Raw genomic sequence first — 20272 nt, 5'->3', positions numbered from 1 at the left:
ATAATATGTGAGAAATTGCTTTGGCTAAGAACAGTCGTCAGATTCAACGTTATGGACAGCAAGATCTGCAAATATTAAAAAAAGAACCTTTATATAGTGGCTTTTTTAATATGGTGAAGTACGCATTCAAACATAGATTGTATCAAGGTGGTTGGAGTGATGTGATTGAAAGAGAAGTGTTTGAGAGAGGGCATGCCATTGCCGTTTTGCTTTACGATCCAAAACTAGATGAATTTGTACTGATTGAGCAGTTTCGTATTGGCGCTTTGCCAACGTCTGAATCGCCTTGGTTATTGGAGGTGGTAGCTGGAATAATCGATGAGGGTGAAACGCCAGAAAATGTATGCCGTAGAGAGGCTGCAGAAGAAGCCGGCGTCACAATAAAGAAGCTAACCAAAGCTTTAAGTTATTTGTCGAGTCCCGGAGGCACCACTGAAAGGTTACATATTTACGTTGGTGAAGTTGATGCAACACAAGCCCAAGGAGTGCATGGTCTAGACTATGAAGGTGAAGATATTTTAGTTCATAGGGTAGATGCTAGTCTGGCAAATGAATGGATAGATCAAGGTAAGGTCGATAACGCGGCAACACTCATTGCATTACAATGGTTTGCTATGAATAAACAAAATATATTGGATAATTGGTTGAATGAGTAGGGTGGTCGGTAAAAAGTATGTGCCTAAGTTAGCGAATATGCATCAAGTATGTGAGCTAAATTATGGGCGATTATTAAGGCTGTTACCTGACTGTGATACTGAAGATTTAACCTATCAATTTGATATCAATACCTCTTTGCAATATACCATTAAAATTATTGAATGTAGTCGATATACCAGTACCTTAGAAATGTCACAAAAAAGCCATTTAGGTTTTGAATTTTTACGGCCAATCGTGCAAGTAAGGTTATATCACGATGCTCAGATGGCAGAAGTATTAAGCGCGCAAAATATTGGCTCGCTCAAGCCTAGTTATAAATACCCTAATATCAAAATGTATCAAAAAAATGAAAAAGAGATGGTGAATTTGTTTTTGGCGGAATGGTTACAATTCTGTTTGAGTCAGCATCACCAAACTCAATCACAGGTCAATTGAGGTAGATGCAACTCGTTCAAATTTCAGATTGCCATTTATTTGCTGACATTAACAAGGTGGGATATCAGCAGATTAACCCCTATCAAAGTTTAAAAAGGATTTTATCCCAAATTAGTCATCATACTGTTGACTTGTTATTGGTAACTGGTGATGTAAGTGGGGATGGTTCGGCTGAGAGTTATCAACATTTTAAGCGTTTAATTACTGAAATGAATTTGAGTTGTGATATATCGATCATACCTGGCAATCACGATACCCCCCATGCATTAAAGTCTGAATTCCCCGAACATTGCTTGTGGAATCGCTCCCCATTAGAGGTTGATCAACATGAGTGGCAAATTCATTTAATAAATACTCATCATCAAGGAACGTTAGGTCAAGTATCGGCCGAAGATTTGGCGAGACTTGATAACCAATTACGCCAATATCCAGATAAGTACCATTTAATTGCAACCCATCATCACCCAATAGAATGCAATAGTTGGATGGACAAACATGCTTGGCTCAATCGTTCTGAGTTTATGGATTTAGTAACAAAACACAAAGGCGTTAAAGCTGTTATTTATGGTCATATTCATTCTGATAATGCAAACAAGCAAAACGGAATACATTTTATGGCTTGTCCTTCAACTTGCTGGCAATGGGAAAATAGTAAATCGTTTGCGGTGAGTCATTTAATGCCGGGATTTAGGGTGATTAACTTGTTAGAAAATGGTCAAATAAGCACATCTGTTAATCGTCTCACTTAGAGTGTACATATTGGATTATTTAATCGTATATCTTCATGGCTTTTTAAGTTCTCCTCAATCTCATAAAGCTCAACAGACGATTGAGTTTGTTAAAGGTCATTATCCACAATTGACCATAGAAGTTCCAAAACTCGCAAACTATCCTCAACAAGCGGTAGAGGTAATTGAAAATTTAATTGCTCAATACCCCAATAAAAAGTTACGTTTTATTGGCAGCTCTTTGGGTGGATATTTGTCAACTTATATGCGCGAAAAATATAGCGGTAAAGCGGTGTTAATTAACCCTGCGGTTAGACCTTACGAATTACTAGTCGATTATCTTGGTGAACATGTTAATCCCTATACCGATGAAAAATTTTTTCTGGAACAAAAGCATATTGCAGAACTGACCAATGTTGATACGCCACAAGTTTCAGAATTATCCGAGTATTGGGTACTGCTGCAAGCTGCAGATGAAACACTCGATTATCGTCAAGCGGAACAAAAGTATCAAGGCAGTAAAATGACCATAGAAGCAGGTGGAGATCACAGTTTTCAACATTTTGAACGATTCTTGCCAGATATTTTTAGGTTTCTACTGCAAGACTAAATGAAGCTTGGTATAACATAACCTTAGTGATAGAAATTTATCAGTTAATTTACGTTTAGCTAATTCGAACAATAAGAACTCTAAATAAAACTATGTCAAATCAATATAATGCAGATGCAATAGAAGTCTTAAATGGTTTAGAACCCGTACAAAGACGTCCTGGTATGTATACCGATACCACTCGCCCTAATCATTTGAGCCAAGAGGTCATCGATAACAGTGTCGACGAGGCGTTGGGCGGATTTGCCAGCTCAATTCGAGTGGTGTTACATGCTGATCAATCTTTAGAAGTGACAGATGATGGTCGAGGCATGCCGGTAGACATTCATCCCGAAGAAGGTATTTCGGGCGTTGAATTGATTATGACTAAATTACATGCGGGTGGTAAGTTTTCTAACAAAAACTATCAATTTTCCGGTGGTTTACATGGTGTAGGTATATCCGTTGTTAATGCATTGTCGAAACGAGTTGAAGTGAATATTCGTAGAGACGGCAGTGTTTATCAAATCGCATTTGAAAACGGTGACAAAGTTCAAGAATTAGAAGTGGTTGATACCTGCGGTAAACGTAATACAGGCACTAAAGTGCATTTTTGGCCTGATGAAAAATATTTTGATTCAGGTAAGTTTTCGGTAACTAAGTTATTACATGTGTTACGGGCTAAAGCGGTTTTATGTCCAGGTTTGCGTATTCGATTCGACAATAAAATTAATAACGAAACCACTGAGTGGTATTTTGAAGATGGTTTACGAGATTATTTATACCAGTCAGTTAAAGAATATGTCACCTTGCCAGAAGATGCGCCTTTTGTAGGAGTATTTTCAGGCAACACAGAAGCAGCCGATTGGGCGGTAATGTGGTTGCCAGAAGGTGGCGAAATGATTACCGAAAGTTACGTTAACCTCATTCCAACTGCACAAGGTGGTACTCACGTTAACGGTTTACGCCAAGGGTTATTAGAGTCCATGCGTGAATTTTGTGAATTTAGAAACTTAATGCCACGTGGGGTGAAATTAACCCCAGAAGATATTTGGGATCGATGTACCTATATTTTATCCACTAAAATGCAAGACCCTCAATTTGCTGGGCAAATTAAAGAGCGTTTGTCGTCTCGCCAAGCCGCGGTTTTTGTATCAGGTGTGGTTAAAGATGCCTTTAGTCTTTGGCTAAATCAGCACACAGACGTAGCTGAACTGTTAGCAGAAATGTGCATCAATAATGCACAATCTCGATTACGTCAAAGTAAAAAAGTGGCACGAAAAAAGATAACGCAAGGCCCGGCGTTACCTGGAAAATTGACTGATTGTTCTACACAGGACACTTCAAGATCAGAATTATTTTTAGTGGAAGGAGATTCTGCTGGTGGTTCTGCAAAACAAGCCAGAGATAGAGATTTTCAGGCTATTATGCCGCTAAGGGGGAAAATCCTAAATAGTTGGGAAGTAGACTCTTCGCAAGTATTAGCATCAAACGAAATACATGATATATCCGTTGCTTTAGGGATTGATCCTGACTCAGAAGATTTATCTGGCCTGCGATATGACAAAATTTGTATCTTAGCTGATGCAGATTCTGATGGGTTGCATATTGCGACGCTTTTATGTGCTTTGTTTGTCAAACACTTCCGTACATTAGTCAACACTGGACATGTTTACGTGGCCATGCCGCCGTTGTTTAGGATTGATATTGGTAAAGAAGTATTTTATGCCTTAGATGAAGGTGAAAAAGAAGGTATTTTGGATCGTATCGTAGCTGAGAAAAAACGCGGTAAAGTTAACGTGCAACGTTTTAAAGGTTTGGGTGAAATGAACCCGATGCAATTACGTGAAACCACAATGGATCCCAACACTCGTAGATTAGTGCAATTAACGGTTGAAGATGATGAACACATGTTAGAAACCATGGATATGTTGTTGTCTAAAAAGCGCGCCCCAGACCGCAAAGAATGGCTCGAATCCAAAGGTAATATGGCGATTGTTTAAGTGATCTACTTGAATATAGCATGCCACATAGGTTGAGTGTTTCTTGAGCTCTGAAATTTTAAATACACTCACCCTAAAACCTGTAGGGCATTATCGTGGACTAGGTTTAGTTTTCGATGTTTTAATTGATGATGTGAGTTTACTCTCTAGCATTACCAAATTTGAAAAACGCTTTGACGATAAAATCAATGGCGCCTATACCGCGGCGTTAGGTTGTCGCGACGTGATGCAAAACTTAATTAAAATTGAGCCGTTAAGGCAGCATTTTATGCCTTATGCTTGTGATTGCGGCGAGTGAGAGTGTTGGATTTTTCTGGGTGTTGTCACGGCATATGATAACTTTGTTTTTTGGGGGCAATGGCGTAATCCTCATCGTGACGACAAAAGTAAAAAAGTGCAGGGTTTGTTCTGGAATTATGATGAATTTCCCACGTTATGTTTTGATAAAAACCAATATTTAAGTGAATTAGAAAAAGCTCAAGAACTTATTCGCAGTGATGCGATTTCTATGAAGTTATTAAGTTTGTATGACTAACTTACAGTTGTTAGCTATTTGCACAGTGGCGTTTTGCATCCATTCAAATATATGCTCTTTAAATACCTTTACGAGTTCCTCTTGGTCACGGCATCGTTTAATATTAAAAATTCTCCCACACAGCATATTTAGATTTAAAGGAATTGTTTTTGTTCAAGCTGTTTAAATATTTGGCACTGGTATTCGTAATCCTATTGGTAGCAATGTTAGGTTTATTGATAGTATCTATAGAATCTGAGCCCCAATTTCGTGCCAGCAGCTCTCAACAAGTGAATCATGCAGAATCTGTAAAAGCATTAATGCAGCAACTTAGAACAAGTGTGATACATCGTGAAGTCCAACAAAACATTTCTATTACCGAAAATCAGCTAAACAGCTTAGTGGGGTTTGCTCAAAGAGCACGAAAATCTTTGCAAGGACAGGTGCATATCACGCCCAAGTCTAGCAAAATTTTAGTCAGTTACACCCTGCCGCCTAACCCAATTGGCCGTTTTATCAATATTGAAATTTTGATGTTGCCAGGAGCCGGTATTCAATTTGACTACGTTAAAGTTGGACCTTTTCTCATACCAGGACAATATCTTCTTAAATCTGTCATTACTTTAGCAAACTGGTATACACGTAGTGATATCGCCACACAATTTGTTGAACAAGTTGAACATGTCACTATGCATTCACAAACTATGGTTTTGACAATGCGACCTTTAGAACAGTTTTTAAAGGACTTGAACGATGTTAAGCAAGGGTTAGGAGGTTCGGGAGACGAGGCGTTGCGACTCAGTACCGCTTATTATTTGAAAAACCTTGCTGAACTGGATGTGGGGAAAAAACCTAGGCCTCAATCTTTAGCAAAATTCATGGGGCCGTTGTTTCGTTGGGCGCGATATCGATCAACATACGAAACCGCCGCACAAGAAAATAAAGCCGCAATAATGGCCTTGGCTATTTTTGCAGGTCATCATAGGTTTGCAAATTTGGTGGGGGATGTGCAACCAGAAGACGGTAAGGTTGCCTTACCTTGGGTAAAACCAATGTTGCAATATCGTAGTGATTTAAATCAGCACTTTGTTTTTTCAGCGGCGATTAAAATATTGTCAGAGCAAGGTTTAAGTATCGCAATAGGTGAATTTAAAGAGTTAATGGATAGAAGCCAAGACGGCAGTGGATTTAGTTTTGTTGATTTAGCTGCAGACGTAGCTGGAGTAGAATTTGCTCGAGTGGCAACCGACCCAAATTCAGCGTGGTTTGTACAACAAAAATTAGCTGACAATTATAGTGAAAGTGTATTCTTCCCAATTATCAAAGGTTTACCAGAAGGACTTAGAAAAGCAGAATTTACTAAGCAATTTGGTGAGGTAGACAGCCCTGAATACACAAAAATGGTTATGGAAATTAATCACAGAGTGTCCGTTTTATCTATCCATAACCATGAAGTTAATTGAGTTCACTGTGGGTTATTTACGTACTGTTTGCTGAAAATTACTTAAGGTTTTGAGTAACAGTTCGATTTTGCTGACTAAGTTGGGTAATTCGCTTTTTAAATCTGACTCAGACTTTTCAGATAGTTCTACAACCGTTTTTGCTAATTCTTCTACGTAAGGTTTAAAAAACTTACTGTTGGCAATGAAGCCAGATTCCTTCGGAAAGATAGCTGTGAACTTTCCTTTACCATCATTTTGTAATTGACTAATGATTTGATCCGCATCGATTGCTTTTCGATAGATAAGTTGAACATTTTCACCAAGTTTTTGAATAATTTTTTGCATAGCTAAAGATCTGTTTATTATTGCCGATATATTGTCGAGGAGGGCAATTCTGCCTTCTTTTGTAATTTGCTACAAGGAATATGGTATGGATATTCAAGGTGCTAGTCACTCTGCTTCATCCGGTGCGACGCTAGAAATTAAGTCTCTGCAACTTGCTAAATCACAGCAAGAGACAGAGGGTAAAGCGACGCTTCAGCTGCTGGATTCAGCCGCTGACGTGCCAAAAACTTCGTCTGCTAATCCAGCAATAGGCTCTAACATAGATACTTTTGCCTAATTAGCTATAGAGTGTTCGCTCTATGGATGAAGCTGTAAATCAAGTGGCGTTTTGCCAGGTTATCTAACGCCTATTTCTCACACAGGTTTAGGGACAGGTAATCTGGTAGACGCCTTATTATTTGACTCGAGTTCGGGTTATTTAATTAAAACAAGTTCAATTAATTTCAAGGATGAAGCTGTAAATCAAGTGGGGTTTTGCCCGGATGGCCGCCTATTTCTCTTACGAGTTTAGGCACCAGGTAACCTGGCTGACGCTTTATTAATTCCGTTATTAATCTTTTTGCTTGTTGGTCAGGCACCTCAAAATGTTCTGCACCTTGTACTTTGTCTAACAAGTGTAAATAGTAAGGCATAATGCCCAATTCAAACACTCCTTCATTTAGCGCAATTTGTTGTGCAACAGTATCATTGACGCCTTTGAGTAATACAGCTTGATTAAGCAATGTCACCCCAGCGTTTTTTAATTTTTGTATTGAACTTGCCAAAGCCTTATTAATTTCGTTTACGTGGTTAATATGTAATACCAATATAGGTTTTAATCTAGAGTGGGTGAACCAAGAAACAAACTCGGTTGTTATCCTAGACGGTATAACCACAGGTAACCGAGTGTGAATGCGCAATCTTTTGACATGTTTAATTTTAACTATTTGTTGAGTTAACCAATCTAAAAATTCATCTTTAGCCATTAGCGGGTCGCCACCCGAATAAATTACTTCGTCTATTTGTGGATTATCAGCAATATAACTTATGGCTTGTTGCCATTCTTGTTTGTTTAGATGATTGTCGCTATAGGGAAAATGACGGCGAAAACAATAACGACAATTTACAGCGCAGCCACCACGGACTAATAACAGAAGCCTATTTTGATATTTATGCAAAATGCCAGGCTGTTGATTATTCTGCTCATCAAGGGGATCTTTACTGAAACCTTTTGCAGCAAGAAACTCAGATTTGCTAGTGAACACTTGCAAAAACAAAGGATCTTTAGGATTCCCTTTTTCCATTCTCGCGGCAAAAGAACGAGGCACTCGCATTGGAAAAAGCGCTCTAGCTTTAATGTCTTCAAAGAAGTTTTGTACCGGTAACTCTAGGTAATTTAACAATGATTCTGGGTCAGAAAAACTCGTGGCAATTTCTTTTTGCCAGTTACTCTCTACAGACAGCAGTTTTTTAGGTATTATTTGTGACAATTATTTTCTCAGCATAGTTATATTTACGGGGACACATGGCAAATTTCAGTACAAATGAGTTTAAAGCGGGCTTAAAGATAATGCTCGACGGCGAACCTTGCAACATTCTTGAAAATGAATTTGTTAAACCAGGAAAAGGCCAAGCCTTTAGTCGCGTTAAAATTCGCAAATTGATTTCAGGTAAAGTGTTAGAAAAAACCTTTAAATCTGGTGAGTCTGTTGAAGGTGCTGACGTATTGGATACTGATTTGGCCTATTTGTACACAGATGGTGAATTTTGGCATTTTATGAATAACGATACATTTGAGCAAATTGCCGCTGACGAAAGTGCAGTAGGTGAAAATGTTAAATGGTTAGTAGAAAATGATGTGTGCACGATCACTCTTTGGAATGGCTCACCTATTGTTGTACAACCAGCAAACTTTGTTGAATTGGAAGTAACAGAAACAGATCCTGGTTTAAAAGGAGATACTGCGGGTACAGGTGGTAAACCTGCCACTTTATCTACTGGGGCAGTTGTTCGTGTGCCTTTGTTCATTCAAATAGGTGAAGTTGTACGCGTCGATACCCGAACTGCAGAATACGTGGGTAGAGCACAAAAATAACATTTGTAAAATGTGTAATTGAAGGCTCATCTTTGATGGGCTTTTTTATTTTTGGTTTCTTAAAACTAGTGGCATTTTAATTATGACGGTGACAAGTTGGCAACCTAGTGCTGCTATTTCAACGCTGAAAAAGCGAGCCAATATTTTACAAAAAATTAGACAGTTTTTTGCTGACAGAAATGTATTGGAAGTTGACACGCCGGCTTTAAGTCAACATACAGTCACAGATGAACACCTGCATTCCTTCAGCACTTCGTTTCAAAGCCCTTTTAAAGCAAACTCCCAAACTTTGTATTTACAAACTTCTCCTGAATTTGCAATGAAACGACTGCTATGTGCAGGCAGTGGAGCGATTTATCAGATTTGTAAATCTTTTCGTAATGAGGAAGCGGGGCGTTTTCATAATCCAGAATTTACTATGCTTGAATGGTATCGTCCTGATTTTGATCATCATCAACTAATGGCAGAAATGAATGAGTTGATCCAGCTTATCCTAAATTGTGGTAGTGCTGAAAAACTGACATATCAAGAAGCGTTTGAACAACACCTAGCCTGTGATCCAATCTCAGCAAGTTTAGCTGATTTGCAGTCGTTAGCCGGACAACATGGTTTTCAGCACCTTGCTGAAAATGAAACGAATAAAGATACCTTACTGATGTTGTTATTTAGTCAAAAAGTGGAGCCTAAGATTGGGCAAGAGCGCCCTTGTTTTGTGTATGACTTTCCAGCGTCACAAGCGGCATTAGCAAAAATCAACCCTCTTAATACAAAGGTCGCAGAGCGTTTTGAGCTGTATTTTAAAGGTGTAGAGTTAGCTAATGGTTTTCATGAATTAGATGACGCTACTGAGCAGTTAGTTAGGTTTGAGGCCGACAACAAAAAACGTAAACAGCAGGGATTAGCAGAAATGCCTATCGACCAAAACCTTATCGAAGCGCTTAAATCTGGTTTACCAGCCTGTGCGGGTGTGGCTTTAGGTATCGATAGATTAGTGATGTTAGCATTACAAGTTACCAGCATTGACCAAGTTCTCGCTTTTGAACATGGCAGAGCGTAATGGGTATTCGTGCAACTAAGTTTAATTTAAAAAGGAATAAACATGTTAAGTATCCTATAAAGTGTAACTAGTACTTGCATTTCCCTTTCTGATTATTACACTGGTTGTCTATACAGTAATAATGATGATTGGTTATGATAGTTCTTAATAGCACGGTAGATTACATAGTTAGGGGGTTTTCTTACCCAGACTTTCCACTTTTGACTTGGACTAAGACTGATGAAGCTCTAGAGATTGAAACAGGGATGCTGTTTGAGGAAGGTCATGAGTTTCTAAATTATTTCCTACTTAAGCGTGGAAGGGTAGCAAGCAAGAAGACATGGAGTACCTACGCAAATCACATGTCTAGTTTTTTCTCATTCTGTGAAGATAATGATCAGAATTGGAAAGAGATTAGTGATGATGGTGAAAATGAAATGCTACTGTCTGTTTACCGAGATGTGTGTATTACAGACTTTAAGTTGTCAGTTAACTCAACTAATCAATACCTTCGAACCATCATTAAGTTTTATCAGTATGCCGTTGGACAAGGTTGGGTTATGGCACTACCGTATGCTCTAGAATCAGTAAGGGCAAGTTCAGACAAACACGCTTTTCTAGCTCATGCAGTAAGTGGTACTAACGAGGCTTATAGCCCCGACATAATGATGACCACGACTAAAATACCCATTAAGTTTTTACAAACTGAAGAGATTCAAACACTACTTGAAGCAATAAAAAAACCAACCTTAAAACTCATGGTTCGCCTTTGCTTACAAACAGGAATTCGTAAAAAGGAGTTGTTGTTATTTCCCCTTAATGCCATTCGAAAGACAAGGCAGAACGAAAAGACTTGCAGTGTAGATATCAATCGGACAAAGGGTGAGGATGAACGCTCTATTGATATACCAGTTAGGCTCATGAATGACCTTTGGGATTACGTAAACGAACTAAGGTTTCAACAACAAGAAGCATCAGGTGTTGTTTCTAATTATCTATTCCTGACCACAGAAGGTAATGAGTGGTGTGAAGGCGCTGGCTTTAATAATGCACTGAACAAGTTAAATCTGCCATTTAAAGTCAACCCTCATAAGCTAAGACATACCTACGCCACCCACATGTTGAAAGGGCTGCAAAAGAGTAAGAGTACGAAATTTGAACCTCTCATGTATCTCCAACGTCGATTGGGGCACTCCAGCATCACAACCACCATGCGATACCTGCATGTAATCAATGACCTGTTGGATGATGTGAGTCTTGAATATCAAGATTCCATTAATGCCATTGACGAACTTTAGGGGTAAAGGACTATAACAAAAAGAAAAGACAGGCAAGTCAGTGCCGACCGATTTAAGAAAAAATCGGTTACCACGCCCATGATAAGCATTGAAAATCAAAGTGCATTGCGCCCTACCAATCCCGTTATCAACTTCCCAAACCTAGGCTCAAAAACAAGCAAGGGAAATAATTACGATATGGGAAAACATTACGGCAAAGGCTTTGATGATATTACCAATCGCGTTTTTTACACAGTGCAAACCTTACTCAAAAACAGCAAGAATGGCTCAGAGAAATCAAAGCTTAGCTATCTAAATACAGGATTTATATATCTCGCTGAGTATCTAGAAATTTGGCATCACGCCAAAGGTTACGAGCTGACGCATGAAGATATTTCGCCTGAGTTGATTGCAGGGTTTAAGGGGCACCTACTAGGGCTGGGCTTGGGGTATACATCCCAAAAAAGCTTTTACACAATGGTTAAATCCTTACTGACTGCAATGCACAAACATAACTACTGGGTCGTTGATAAAGACATTTACGCTATCACTTTTCCGAGTAACCCCTACCCAAAATCCAACAGGCGTGCAAAGGGAGCGAAGCCATTTAGTGAACATGAGAAACGCCAGGTAGTGGTGGCATTAAAACAAGCGTTGACAGGTATTTACGCGCAGTCTCGCACTGAGCCCTTAACAAGCTATGAGCTAACCGTATGTGTGCTTGGTATCGCCATGCAAACGGGCATTAACACCTCACCACTGCTAGAGATGGCAACGGACTCCTTGAGTGACCACCCTTTAAAGAAAAACCGCAAATTGCTCACGGTGTTTAAAAGGCGAGGGAATGCGACGCAGCTTCAAAACTTGAGAAAGTCTGAGGAGTTATCCTTAGTCCAAGGCGTAAAACTTGACGTGGCGTACACGATTGAGCGGATAACAACCCTTAATAAACCCTTGCGAGACACGCTAAATAGTGACCATCTTTTGTTATTTACTTCGCGTAGGGGGGGGAATAGTGGCGAAATAACCTCTTTGACAGACGCAGTTTTGAGCTTAGGAATTAAAACCCTCGCTAAGCATTATGAGCTTAAGGACGAGGACGGCAAAGCGATAGTCATCAACCTCAGTCGCATTCGAAAAACATTCATCAATGGTATCTATGAACTTTCGGGTGAGAATATCTTAGTGGCGGCCAGCGCAGCAAAACACAAAGGCACAGAGACCATCGACCATTACCTTGAAGCACCTGAACAGGTGAAACGAAATTTGGGTTTGATGGGAGAGGTTCGAGTCAAAGAGCTAACGTCTGACGCTAAGGTTACGCCAACAGCTCACTGTAAAGACCCCATAAATGGTGATAAAGCGCCTAAAAACGGAAAAACCTGCGCGGATTTTCTGGCGTGCTTTAGATGTAAAAGCTGTGTAATAACAGGGGATGATTTATATCGCCTCTATAGCCTCTATTGGGCGATTGTACGTAATCGGGACTCCTTTGGTCGCAAGGATTGGAAGCGCCATCTACGCAATGTTTTAAATATCATTGATACCGAAGTGGAGCCAGCTTTTATAGCCCAAGGCATGTTATCGCATCTTCAAGCTGAGCGTGAAAGAGCCAAACATAATCCCCACCCATACTGGATTAACCTAGACATGTTGAGAGTAGGTCAATGAAAATTAGACAAGCAGAGCTTTCCGAAATCGAATTTAGACAGCAGAAATGCCTTGAGCCCAACCGCAACAGCGAAGCGTTAAGGAAAGCCCTTCAAGGCTCGCTATCCGGTATCGCAACCTTCATTAAGTTGTCAAATGGGAAATATCATGTCTTATCCCGTTATGAAGACGATAATTGGTATTTCCGCGCCGACGAGGGAGCAAGTGACACAGTAGCCAATAAGCTGAAATTGGACTTTACGAGAATCCATGATGCCAACGCAAAGGCTATGGCAAAGTGGATAATATGGAATCAAAAGTTGAAAGGGAATGCCGTTGGCTCACTACGCAATAGTCTGAATAAGTTAGTATCTTTTTTTTCGTGGCTGAGTAAGTCGGATACGCTTGCAGTACAAGGGCTTAACGCCTTTTCTGCGCAGCAGTATGTGTTACATGTCAACGCCATGAAAACAAAGCGTAAGGGGCAATGGAAGCCCTTAGTACCTGGCACTAAAACCATGAAATTCTTAGCGCTAGAAAACATACATCAATATTGTCATCCGTTTGAATTTGTTGAAGAGCATCCGTGGCCTGAAAGTAGCGCTTCTGAGCAGGCAGGACTTGTAGGCGCTGCTCTTGCAGAATCGCAAAACAAACCCAAAACATTGATTATCCCCGATGACACACTGAAAGCGCTTTGCAGCTTCACGAAAGGCTTTCTTGACCGAGCTGACGAGCTACTTGATTTAAACGAGGCGCTTTTGTTGCTGCGTGATAGCTGTCTATTTTGGATATTACTCACCACCGGAATGCGTATTCACGAAGTGTTAGGCATCAAGCGCGGTGCGTATCGCAAAGAAACCAAAGATGACGAAACGTACTACTACATCGAAACGGTTTCTAAGAAAACCTACACAGGGTTAGCGGAGTGGATTGCGCCTAAAATCGCCATCGATGCCATTAAAATATTAGAGCGCTATTCCAGTGATTTACAGACCCGCGTAGAAGCCGATTTAGCCTCTGCCAGAGCACGGAACGACCACGAAGAAGTCAACCGCCTCGAAAATATTACTAACAAGGTATGCTTAAGTCACACCAAGGCAGGCTCCTCGGTCACCGTGCTTAGTGGTGATTTCGTTACAGAGGGTAGGCTTCCGAACCTCTGTGCTAAAATAGGCTCTGACTGGAACTTGTCATCACATCAATTTAGGCGCACGTTCGCTAACTATGTCGTGCACAGTCAGCTAGGGGATATCAGGGCGCTCAAAGACCACTTCAAGCACTGGTCGATTCAAATGACTGCGCTTTATGCATACAACGATAAGTTAGACCAAGAATTATTTGAAGAATTGCTCAGAGAGCAGTATTGGCTGGAAGAGCAGATTAAATTTGATTGGTTTGGCCTAGATTCTCCGCTCGCGGGAGGTGCTATTGCTGAACGGATCATGAAAGTGCGAGGCGATGAAGAGCATATCAAGACGTTTAAAACCAGAGAAGATATGGTTCGAGCTTACTCCGGCAATATACCCATTCGCGCCACTGGCATTGCATGGTGCACCAACGATGATGATGGCTGCATGGGAGGTAAGTGCGACGAATGCGATCACGGCATCATCGACAAGAACAATCAAAAACATTGGGAGGGAATGCTCATTCAACAGTTTGATTTGTCACAAATGGACGACATTGGTGAAGCGGGTCAGGCCGCAGTAGCAAATGGGATGGCGCGATGTGAAAATGTATTAACATCACTTGGAATAGACGTTGATAAAATGAAAGTTGATATTGGTAACAACAATCAATGACAAGGTGTTTACATGACTAAAAAAATCAAGAAAACAGATAAATCAGACCAAATGAGTTTTGTAGATGAACATGATTGGAGGCTTGGTCATGGTGGCAAACGCAATGGCGCTGGAAGACCAAAGAGCAAAACGTTAACCAAAGTCATGCGCGTACCCGAAGAGCTTGTTGAGCAAGTGCAGAAGATGATAGATAGCTATAAGGAAAGAGGTGCCCTATGAGCAAACCAGTAAATGAAACAGCAATGCACAAAAACATTCGGCAAGCCATCATTAGAATTGAAAAAGGCAGACCGAAGATAGTCGACTCTGATCGTAAAATGAGTGTTATGGCTGTCGCTGAGGAAGCTGGTGTGAGTAGAGCGCTTATTGTCCGAGACTACCACCTTCTCTATGAAAGAATACTCGGTGGAAAAGGCAAGGCAAGGCAGCAGCAGATTGACGAAAAGCAGCAACAACTTAATAAATCCAGAGATCGAAGCAAAGAGTTAAGGGGTGAGCTTGAAGAGCTAAAGGCAATGAACGCTTACTTGCAGTCTAAGAATGCGACCTTGATTATGGAGAATAAACGCCTACTTGCACAAGCAGTGAATCCCAGTAATGTCGTGCCGCTAAAGTAGCGGTTAATCTTATTAGCCCTAATTAAAGATGGCTTGGGATGATAGGTTTTGACCTAACCAGGGCGAAAAGTAGTGGCTAAATTTAACTTGGCCGATCGTCTCCTTTGCCCAAGTTAGCGGACGGTCAGATTTTGTTCGTTTTAATGTAATACATAGCTATCTTTAAGATCGTACTAATTTATATGCAGGCACGATACTATGATCCCGCATTGTTTTTGCCTAACTTCTATTTTGATCTCACCTTGAATGAATGCAGGTATTGGGGATATTTTGTTCATGAAGGAACTAATACGTGTAATCAAATTACCTTTAAAACCCCGTGATACATTTTCATCTGGCAATGAAACTCATATTCACCGGGTATTAGTGCTTTAATATTCACTTGAGTTATTTCATTTAATTTGAGCTGTTCGCTTATTTCCAAGGACGGAAATAATAATGTTTCAGAGCAAGGAGTCTGATCATTACGAAAAAACTTCAATAAAATAGGTCTGTCTGCTGCCACTTGAATTAAGGCTGGCGAATAAACTCCATTTTTTACTTCAATCATAATTTCATTATTTTCGACAACAGTTTCTTGTGGCTTATATAGCCAAAACCACCAAACTATTATTGCGATCAAAACTAGTCCAATTATATTGATTACAATCATGTCTATTATCCTTAGTGCTCTTGATCTTTAAACAAACGGAGTCGATTAGCGTTAGACACTACTGTCAACGATGAAAGTGCCATCGCAGCGCCAGCTATTACAGGGCTTAGCAAGATACCGAATAATGGATACATCACTCCTGCTGCTAATGGGACACCAGCTACGTTGTAAATAAACGCCCCAAATAGATTTTGCTTAATATTGCGAAGGGTTGCCTTACTTACTGCGATTGCATCTGCCAAACCATTCAGAGAGCTTTTCATCAAGGTAATATCTGCACTTTCAATAGCTACATCTGTACCTGTACCTATAGCAAATCCAACATCAGCTAATGCAAGCGCTGGCGCGTCATTTATTCCATCTCCTGTCATGCCAACAATTTCACCATTGCGTTGTAGCTTTTGAACCTTGTTGGCTTTATCTTCTGGCAAAACTTCAGCTAGAAATTCAGTAATTCCTACTTTCGCAGCAACTGCGGTGGCAGTTTCCTTATTATCGCCAGTTAGCATAATTACGCGTATGTTATTCGCTTGAAGTCGCTTGATAGCTGAAATGGAATCAGGTTTTATTGGGTCAGCCACTGCAATAAGAGCAGCAAGGTGTCCATCAATAGCAAAGTACATTGGTGTTTTTGCTTCTTTAGCTAAGGTTTGAGCTTGCTCAATATGACCAGTTACATCGACACCTTTTATTTTCATCAGCTTTTCGTTGCCGAAAAGTAAAACGCGATTTTCACAGTTTGCCTCTACACCAAATCCTGTGATGGCTTTAAAAGAATCGATTTTTAAAAGTTTAATGTCTCTTTCCAAAGCACTCTCTACAATGGCTTGTGCTAAGGGATGCTCTGAACCACTCTCTAGACTAGCGGCAAGCTGTAATACTTTTTTATCGTCCTTTGAATGTGCCAAAACGATATCTGTTACCTTAGGTGCCCCTTCGGTAATTGTGCCTGTTTTATCTAATATCATTGCTGTGATTTTGGAGGCTGTTTGTAATGCTTCTCCATTTCGAATAAGTACACCTGCTTCGGCTGCCTTGCCCACCCCAACCATAACCGACATAGGCGTTGCCAAACCTAATGCACAAGGGCAAGCGATAATTAACACCGTAGTTGCAGAAACGATTGCAAATGCTATCGCAGGAGCTGGCCCAAAGTTAAGCCATGCTAATGCGCTTAAAACCGAAATAATCATCACCACAGGAACAAAGTAGCCTGAAATCACGTCAGCAAGACGACCTATTGGTGGTTTAGAGTTTTGTGCTCTTTTCACCATATTGATGATCTGTGCTAGCGCAGTATCTTTCCCTACTCGTGTTGCCTTAAAGAAAATCATACCTGACTTGTTTAAAGTGCCCGCAACAACTTCATCTCCTTCAGTTTTCTCCACAGGCATTGGCTCACCAGTAAGCATTGATTCATCAATAGATGTGTGACCTTCAATGACAACACCATCAACAGGCATTTTTTCACCGGGCTTTACTTTAACCACATCTTTCAAAAGGACTTGCTCAATACCAATTTGAACTTCTTTTTTATCGCGAATCACCGTTGCTGTTTTAGCTTGCAGCCCAATGAGACGCTTTATCGCTTCCGATGTTTTTCCTCTGGCTTTCAGTTCAAGTGCTAAACCCAAATTAATCAAACCAATGATCATAGCGGTTGCTTCAAAATACACATGCCTAGCCATCATCGGGATAGCATCAGGCACAAAGACAACAACCATTGAGTAAATCCACGCTGTACCAGTTCCTAATGCAATCAGAGTGTCCATATTGGCAGAATGGTTTTTAAAGCTCTTCCAAGCACCAACATAAAAATGCTTACCTGAAAAGTACATAACGCCAAAAGTTAAAACACCAACCATGAACCACGACATTCGTTCAGCGTTTGTTTCTACTGTCATTTCGCCAATAACAATACTGTAGATCATAAGGGGTATGCCTAATGAAAGTGCAATAAACGTATCTCTCATCAGCTTTTTGTAATAAGCCCAATCAGCCGCTTCTTTTTCATCTAGTACATCATTTTCCGAGCTATCATCAATTGGTTTAGCGTTATAACCCACAGACTCAACAGCTTTGATCAATTCTTCGGTTTTAGCTGTCCCTGATACTATTACAGTCCTATCAGCAAAATTCATTTCCGCACTGACTACACCAAGAGTTGCCTTTAACGCCCCTTCAATTTTGCCTACACAGCTAGCACACCCAGCTCCTTCAATAATGAGATGAATATCGGATTTAGTATTAGTCATGGGAACCACCATATTCCTTTGTAGGTTCAAAACTATCTATGAGGTGACATACCATAGTTGACGTTGGAGTTTTATCTTCCTTGACATCCCATTGTGCTAGCGCATCGTTCATATTTTTACGCAACGCTAACATTGCCTGAAATTGTTTTTCGGTGTCAGCTAACCTTTCTTTAATAAGAGATCTAACTAAAGGGCATGCTGATTTTCCGAGACTTGCCTCATCAATAATATGTCGTATATCCGACACTGAAAATCCGAGATGTCTTGCACTTAAAATAAACTTCAGTCGAGAGATTTCTGTTAAAGGGTAATACTTATATCCGTTTTCTGACTTAGCTGGGTTAAGTAACTTTAAGCGAGTATAGTACCTGACAGTATCGGGTGTTGTTCCAAACTCTTTGGCTAATTCGGTAACTTTCATAAACAATCCTAACTCAATAAATTGATTAACTAAGCTCAGTTTAAACCTGTGTGTAAGACACAGGTCAAGCCTAATATAATAATTTCTAATTTAATGTGACCAGTGGATGTGTTTGATTTTCCATTCACCGTTTTGTTTTTCCAGCACCATTGTTTCCATACCTTGGTAATCGCGCTATTTACGCTTGTGAATACCTATGGAGTGTCTACGCGAGGCTGATATTGGGTATTATCAAATACCATCACTTGGTGCTCTAGTGATTAGCTCTTCATAGCCGCGAAGCACTCATATCAGACAACATATGATGATGAGCGTATTCGTCTGCACTTCTTTGTTTCGACATGACCCTCATAAATGGTGACATCATAAGCTAATTGAGCACGCGCAAGCTCTTTGTTACTTGGTTTTAACGCTTCATTAAAAGCTAATACAACCATTGCGGCAGGGGTATCTAGTCCTTTGAATATTCTTTTATCTTTTTGTTTGTCACCATGAGCGTGAACTCCAAAGTTAAACGTCATTAATAGAACGAGTAGTATATTTATTTTTTTATATTTTCATTATCTTTTTAGGTTTAATTTACAGGGCCGACAATACTAGTAAGCACTGCTGTTACAGATAAAATGGCAATAGCTACAAACATTTCAATTGAGATTGATTTGGATAATGCTTTTCTGCCATCGTTGCTTTTGAGTTGTGGAACTAATTTCAATTTGTGTGTAGCGGCTATCGTCAATATGCTAGTCACTAGTAACAATTTAACTAATATGGTTTGTCCATAATTACTAGTAAGAAGAGCCTCTATTCCGCCAACCAACTGAATTACCAATAATAAGCCTGCGATTAAAAGTAAGCTCACCATGACGCTAGCTTGTTTTCCAAACCTTTCCATTATTTGATAGAGCTTTTCAAGTTCCAACATATCGCAGGCTTTTTTAAGAGGATAAAGGGCACCAAACCACCATGCCATAACTATGACATGTATCATTAATAGCCCTTTTTCAAATACTCCCATTTCGGAAACATGCCCAACCAACGTATAAGAGTAAGAAAAAACAAGTAGACATATGACTAGCAAGAGTTGTAGGACATTTAAACTTCGATTTCTTACTGTCATTTGAGAAGAAAAAACTACTAACATCATTGCCCCAATCAAACCAATCGAGCGCCAAATTGCAGTATCGCCTATGGATGAATCCCACATGATAATAATCATATCTAGGTCTAAAACCCCACCAATTCCTTCTTCAGCTATTGCACCCGTATTAGCAAAAAACCAGACAGTATTTGCTATAAAAGCGATTAAGGCGGTCATAAAGGTAATTTGACTAAACGACCTTTTATCTTCAGTTTTCATCGTATTGCCGCTATACGATCCTCCCCAAAATGTATATCCAGCTATGCAAGCAAAGCCCACGTAAAACAAAATTTTTGACAAAACTATGATTGCATTCCAGATATACATTTCCATAATGATTACTCTAATTAATGAACCATGAATCCAAAGCTATTCTTCATTTTATGACCGTCATTACCTAAGAAAGTCACACCCACGATATAATTGGCGGGAGCCAATTTAGGTAATTTCCACGAAAATGTGCCGTTTGCTTCTTTTGAAGGTATAAAACCAAATTTTACTTTTTCCCCTTGCTTATTTTTTAACGATACTTTGACTAAACGCACTTCTTTACTGAACTTAAGTTTAAGTTCTTCCGGTGTTTTCATTAACATTGCATTATCAGCAGGCACGGTTTTTTCAAGATGCACATGCG

General features: G+C 39.9%; 24 protein-coding genes. 16 read left to right on the top strand and 8 right to left on the bottom strand.

Annotated elements, in window-relative coordinates:
* Positions 1-20: 20 nt before the first annotated feature.
* The 8 genes from nudF to ACSHXM_RS00540 all read left to right on the top strand — a co-directional run bounded on the left by nudF (position 21) and on the right by ACSHXM_RS00540 (position 6389).
* Complete coding sequence (gene nudF / locus ACSHXM_RS00575; RefSeq protein ID WP_435686754.1) at positions 21-656, top strand: ADP-ribose diphosphatase; 636 nt, start codon at positions 21-23, stop codon at positions 654-656.
* Positions 649-1092, top strand: coding sequence for a DUF1249 domain-containing protein (locus ACSHXM_RS00570; RefSeq protein ID WP_435686752.1), 444 nt, complete (start codon positions 649-651; stop codon positions 1090-1092). Before nudF ends, ACSHXM_RS00570 begins: the two co-directional genes overlap by 8 nt.
* Positions 1093-1097: 5 nt before the next feature.
* Complete coding sequence (locus tag ACSHXM_RS00565; protein ID WP_435686751.1) at positions 1098-1841, top strand: metallophosphoesterase family protein; 744 nt, start codon at positions 1098-1100, stop codon at positions 1839-1841.
* Between the two features lie 7 nt (positions 1842-1848).
* Positions 1849-2430 (top strand): YqiA/YcfP family alpha/beta fold hydrolase, encoded by a 582-nt coding sequence (locus ACSHXM_RS00560; protein WP_435686825.1) that lies wholly within the window; start codon positions 1849-1851, stop codon positions 2428-2430.
* Positions 2431-2522: 92 nt separating this feature from the next.
* Entirely contained in the window at positions 2523-4412 is a 1890-nt protein-coding gene (gene parE, locus ACSHXM_RS00555) for a DNA topoisomerase IV subunit B (RefSeq protein ID WP_435686750.1), read from the top strand.
* Between the two features lie 43 nt (positions 4413-4455).
* Positions 4456-4710, top strand: coding sequence for a hypothetical protein (locus ACSHXM_RS00550; protein ID WP_435686749.1), 255 nt, complete (start codon positions 4456-4458; stop codon positions 4708-4710).
* Positions 4711-4806: 96 nt separating this feature from the next.
* Positions 4807-4947: a hypothetical protein gene (locus tag ACSHXM_RS00545; protein WP_435686748.1), complete on the top strand. Its 141-nt coding sequence runs from the start codon at positions 4807-4809 to the stop codon at positions 4945-4947.
* A gap of 149 nt (positions 4948-5096) precedes the next feature.
* Positions 5097-6389: a hypothetical protein gene (locus ACSHXM_RS00540; RefSeq protein WP_435686747.1), complete on the top strand. Its 1293-nt coding sequence runs from the start codon at positions 5097-5099 to the stop codon at positions 6387-6389.
* A gap of 12 nt (positions 6390-6401) precedes the next feature.
* Here ACSHXM_RS00540 and ACSHXM_RS00535 read toward each other — a convergent pair whose 3' ends face one another.
* The gene (locus ACSHXM_RS00535; protein ID WP_435686746.1) at positions 6402-6713 is read right to left on the bottom strand and encodes a hypothetical protein; all 312 of its coding nucleotides are present in this window, start codon (positions 6711-6713) and stop codon (positions 6402-6404) included.
* Positions 6714-6798: 85 nt separating this feature from the next.
* Between ACSHXM_RS00535 and ACSHXM_RS00530 the strand changes: the two genes are divergently transcribed.
* Complete coding sequence (locus ACSHXM_RS00530) at positions 6799-6990, top strand: hypothetical protein (RefSeq protein ID WP_435686745.1); 192 nt, start codon at positions 6799-6801, stop codon at positions 6988-6990.
* Between the two features lie 166 nt (positions 6991-7156).
* Here ACSHXM_RS00530 and epmB read toward each other — a convergent pair whose 3' ends face one another.
* A complete protein-coding gene (gene epmB / locus ACSHXM_RS00525; protein ID WP_435686743.1) occupies positions 7157-8182 on the bottom strand; it encodes an EF-P beta-lysylation protein EpmB in 1026 nt (341 codons plus the stop codon).
* A 35-nt stretch (positions 8183-8217) separates the two neighbouring features.
* On the opposite strand from epmB, the gene efp reads away from it, so the two are divergent.
* The 7 genes from efp to ACSHXM_RS00490 all read left to right on the top strand — a co-directional run bounded on the left by efp (position 8218) and on the right by ACSHXM_RS00490 (position 15172).
* Positions 8218-8787 carry an elongation factor P gene (gene efp / locus ACSHXM_RS00520; protein ID WP_435686742.1) on the top strand — a complete coding sequence of 190 codons (570 nt, stop codon included), beginning with the start codon at positions 8218-8220 and terminating at the stop codon, positions 8785-8787.
* Positions 8788-8869: 82 nt separating this feature from the next.
* Positions 8870-9844, top strand: a complete 975-nt coding sequence (gene epmA, locus ACSHXM_RS00515; protein WP_435686741.1) for an elongation factor P--(R)-beta-lysine ligase — start codon at positions 8870-8872, stop codon at positions 9842-9844.
* Positions 9845-9978: 134 nt separating this feature from the next.
* Positions 9979-11121 (top strand): tyrosine-type recombinase/integrase, encoded by a 1143-nt coding sequence (locus ACSHXM_RS00510; RefSeq protein WP_435686740.1) that lies wholly within the window; start codon positions 9979-9981, stop codon positions 11119-11121.
* Between the two features lie 78 nt (positions 11122-11199).
* Positions 11200-12771 carry a hypothetical protein gene (locus ACSHXM_RS00505; protein WP_435686739.1) on the top strand — a complete coding sequence of 524 codons (1572 nt, stop codon included), beginning with the start codon at positions 11200-11202 and terminating at the stop codon, positions 12769-12771.
* Complete coding sequence (locus tag ACSHXM_RS00500) at positions 12768-14555, top strand: site-specific integrase (RefSeq protein WP_435686738.1); 1788 nt, start codon at positions 12768-12770, stop codon at positions 14553-14555. Before ACSHXM_RS00505 ends, ACSHXM_RS00500 begins: the two co-directional genes overlap by 4 nt.
* Before the next feature lie 12 nt (positions 14556-14567).
* Positions 14568-14774 (top strand): hypothetical protein, encoded by a 207-nt coding sequence (locus tag ACSHXM_RS00495; protein WP_435686737.1) that lies wholly within the window; start codon positions 14568-14570, stop codon positions 14772-14774.
* Positions 14771-15172: a TetR family transcriptional regulator gene (locus tag ACSHXM_RS00490; protein ID WP_435686736.1), complete on the top strand. Its 402-nt coding sequence runs from the start codon at positions 14771-14773 to the stop codon at positions 15170-15172. The genes ACSHXM_RS00495 and ACSHXM_RS00490 overlap by 4 nt, the downstream gene beginning before the upstream one ends.
* 298 nt (positions 15173-15470) lie before the next feature.
* Here the strand turns inward: ACSHXM_RS00490 and ACSHXM_RS00485 are convergent, their stop codons facing one another.
* From ACSHXM_RS00485 to ACSHXM_RS00460, 6 genes are all read right to left on the bottom strand, one after another.
* Positions 15471-15824 (bottom strand): cupredoxin domain-containing protein, encoded by a 354-nt coding sequence (locus ACSHXM_RS00485; protein ID WP_435686734.1) that lies wholly within the window; start codon positions 15822-15824, stop codon positions 15471-15473.
* 11 nt (positions 15825-15835) lie between these two features.
* A complete protein-coding gene (locus ACSHXM_RS00480) occupies positions 15836-18079 on the bottom strand; it encodes a heavy metal translocating P-type ATPase (protein WP_435686733.1) in 2244 nt (747 codons plus the stop codon).
* On the bottom strand, positions 18072-18500 hold the full coding sequence (locus ACSHXM_RS00475) for a MerR family transcriptional regulator (RefSeq protein ID WP_235312859.1): 429 nt from the start codon (positions 18498-18500) through the stop codon (positions 18072-18074). The genes ACSHXM_RS00480 and ACSHXM_RS00475 overlap by 8 nt, the downstream gene beginning before the upstream one ends.
* A gap of 290 nt (positions 18501-18790) precedes the next feature.
* Positions 18791-19021, bottom strand: a complete 231-nt coding sequence (locus ACSHXM_RS00470) for a hypothetical protein (RefSeq protein WP_435686732.1) — start codon at positions 19019-19021, stop codon at positions 18791-18793.
* Positions 19022-19074: 53 nt separating this feature from the next.
* Entirely contained in the window at positions 19075-19857 is a 783-nt protein-coding gene (locus ACSHXM_RS00465; protein ID WP_435686731.1) for a copper resistance D family protein, read from the bottom strand.
* Positions 19858-19985: 128 nt separating this feature from the next.
* On the bottom strand, positions 19986-20272 hold a 287-nt coding region (locus ACSHXM_RS00460; RefSeq protein ID WP_435686730.1), incomplete at its 5' end, for a copper resistance CopC family protein.

The sequence above is a fragment of the Paraglaciecola sp. genome (assembly GCF_051252315.1).
In the GTDB taxonomy this organism is placed as follows: Bacteria; Pseudomonadota; Gammaproteobacteria; order Enterobacterales; family Alteromonadaceae; genus Paraglaciecola.
The sequence above is the reverse complement of the archived record's forward strand: the minus strand, read 5'-3'. Positions and strand labels throughout refer to the sequence as shown.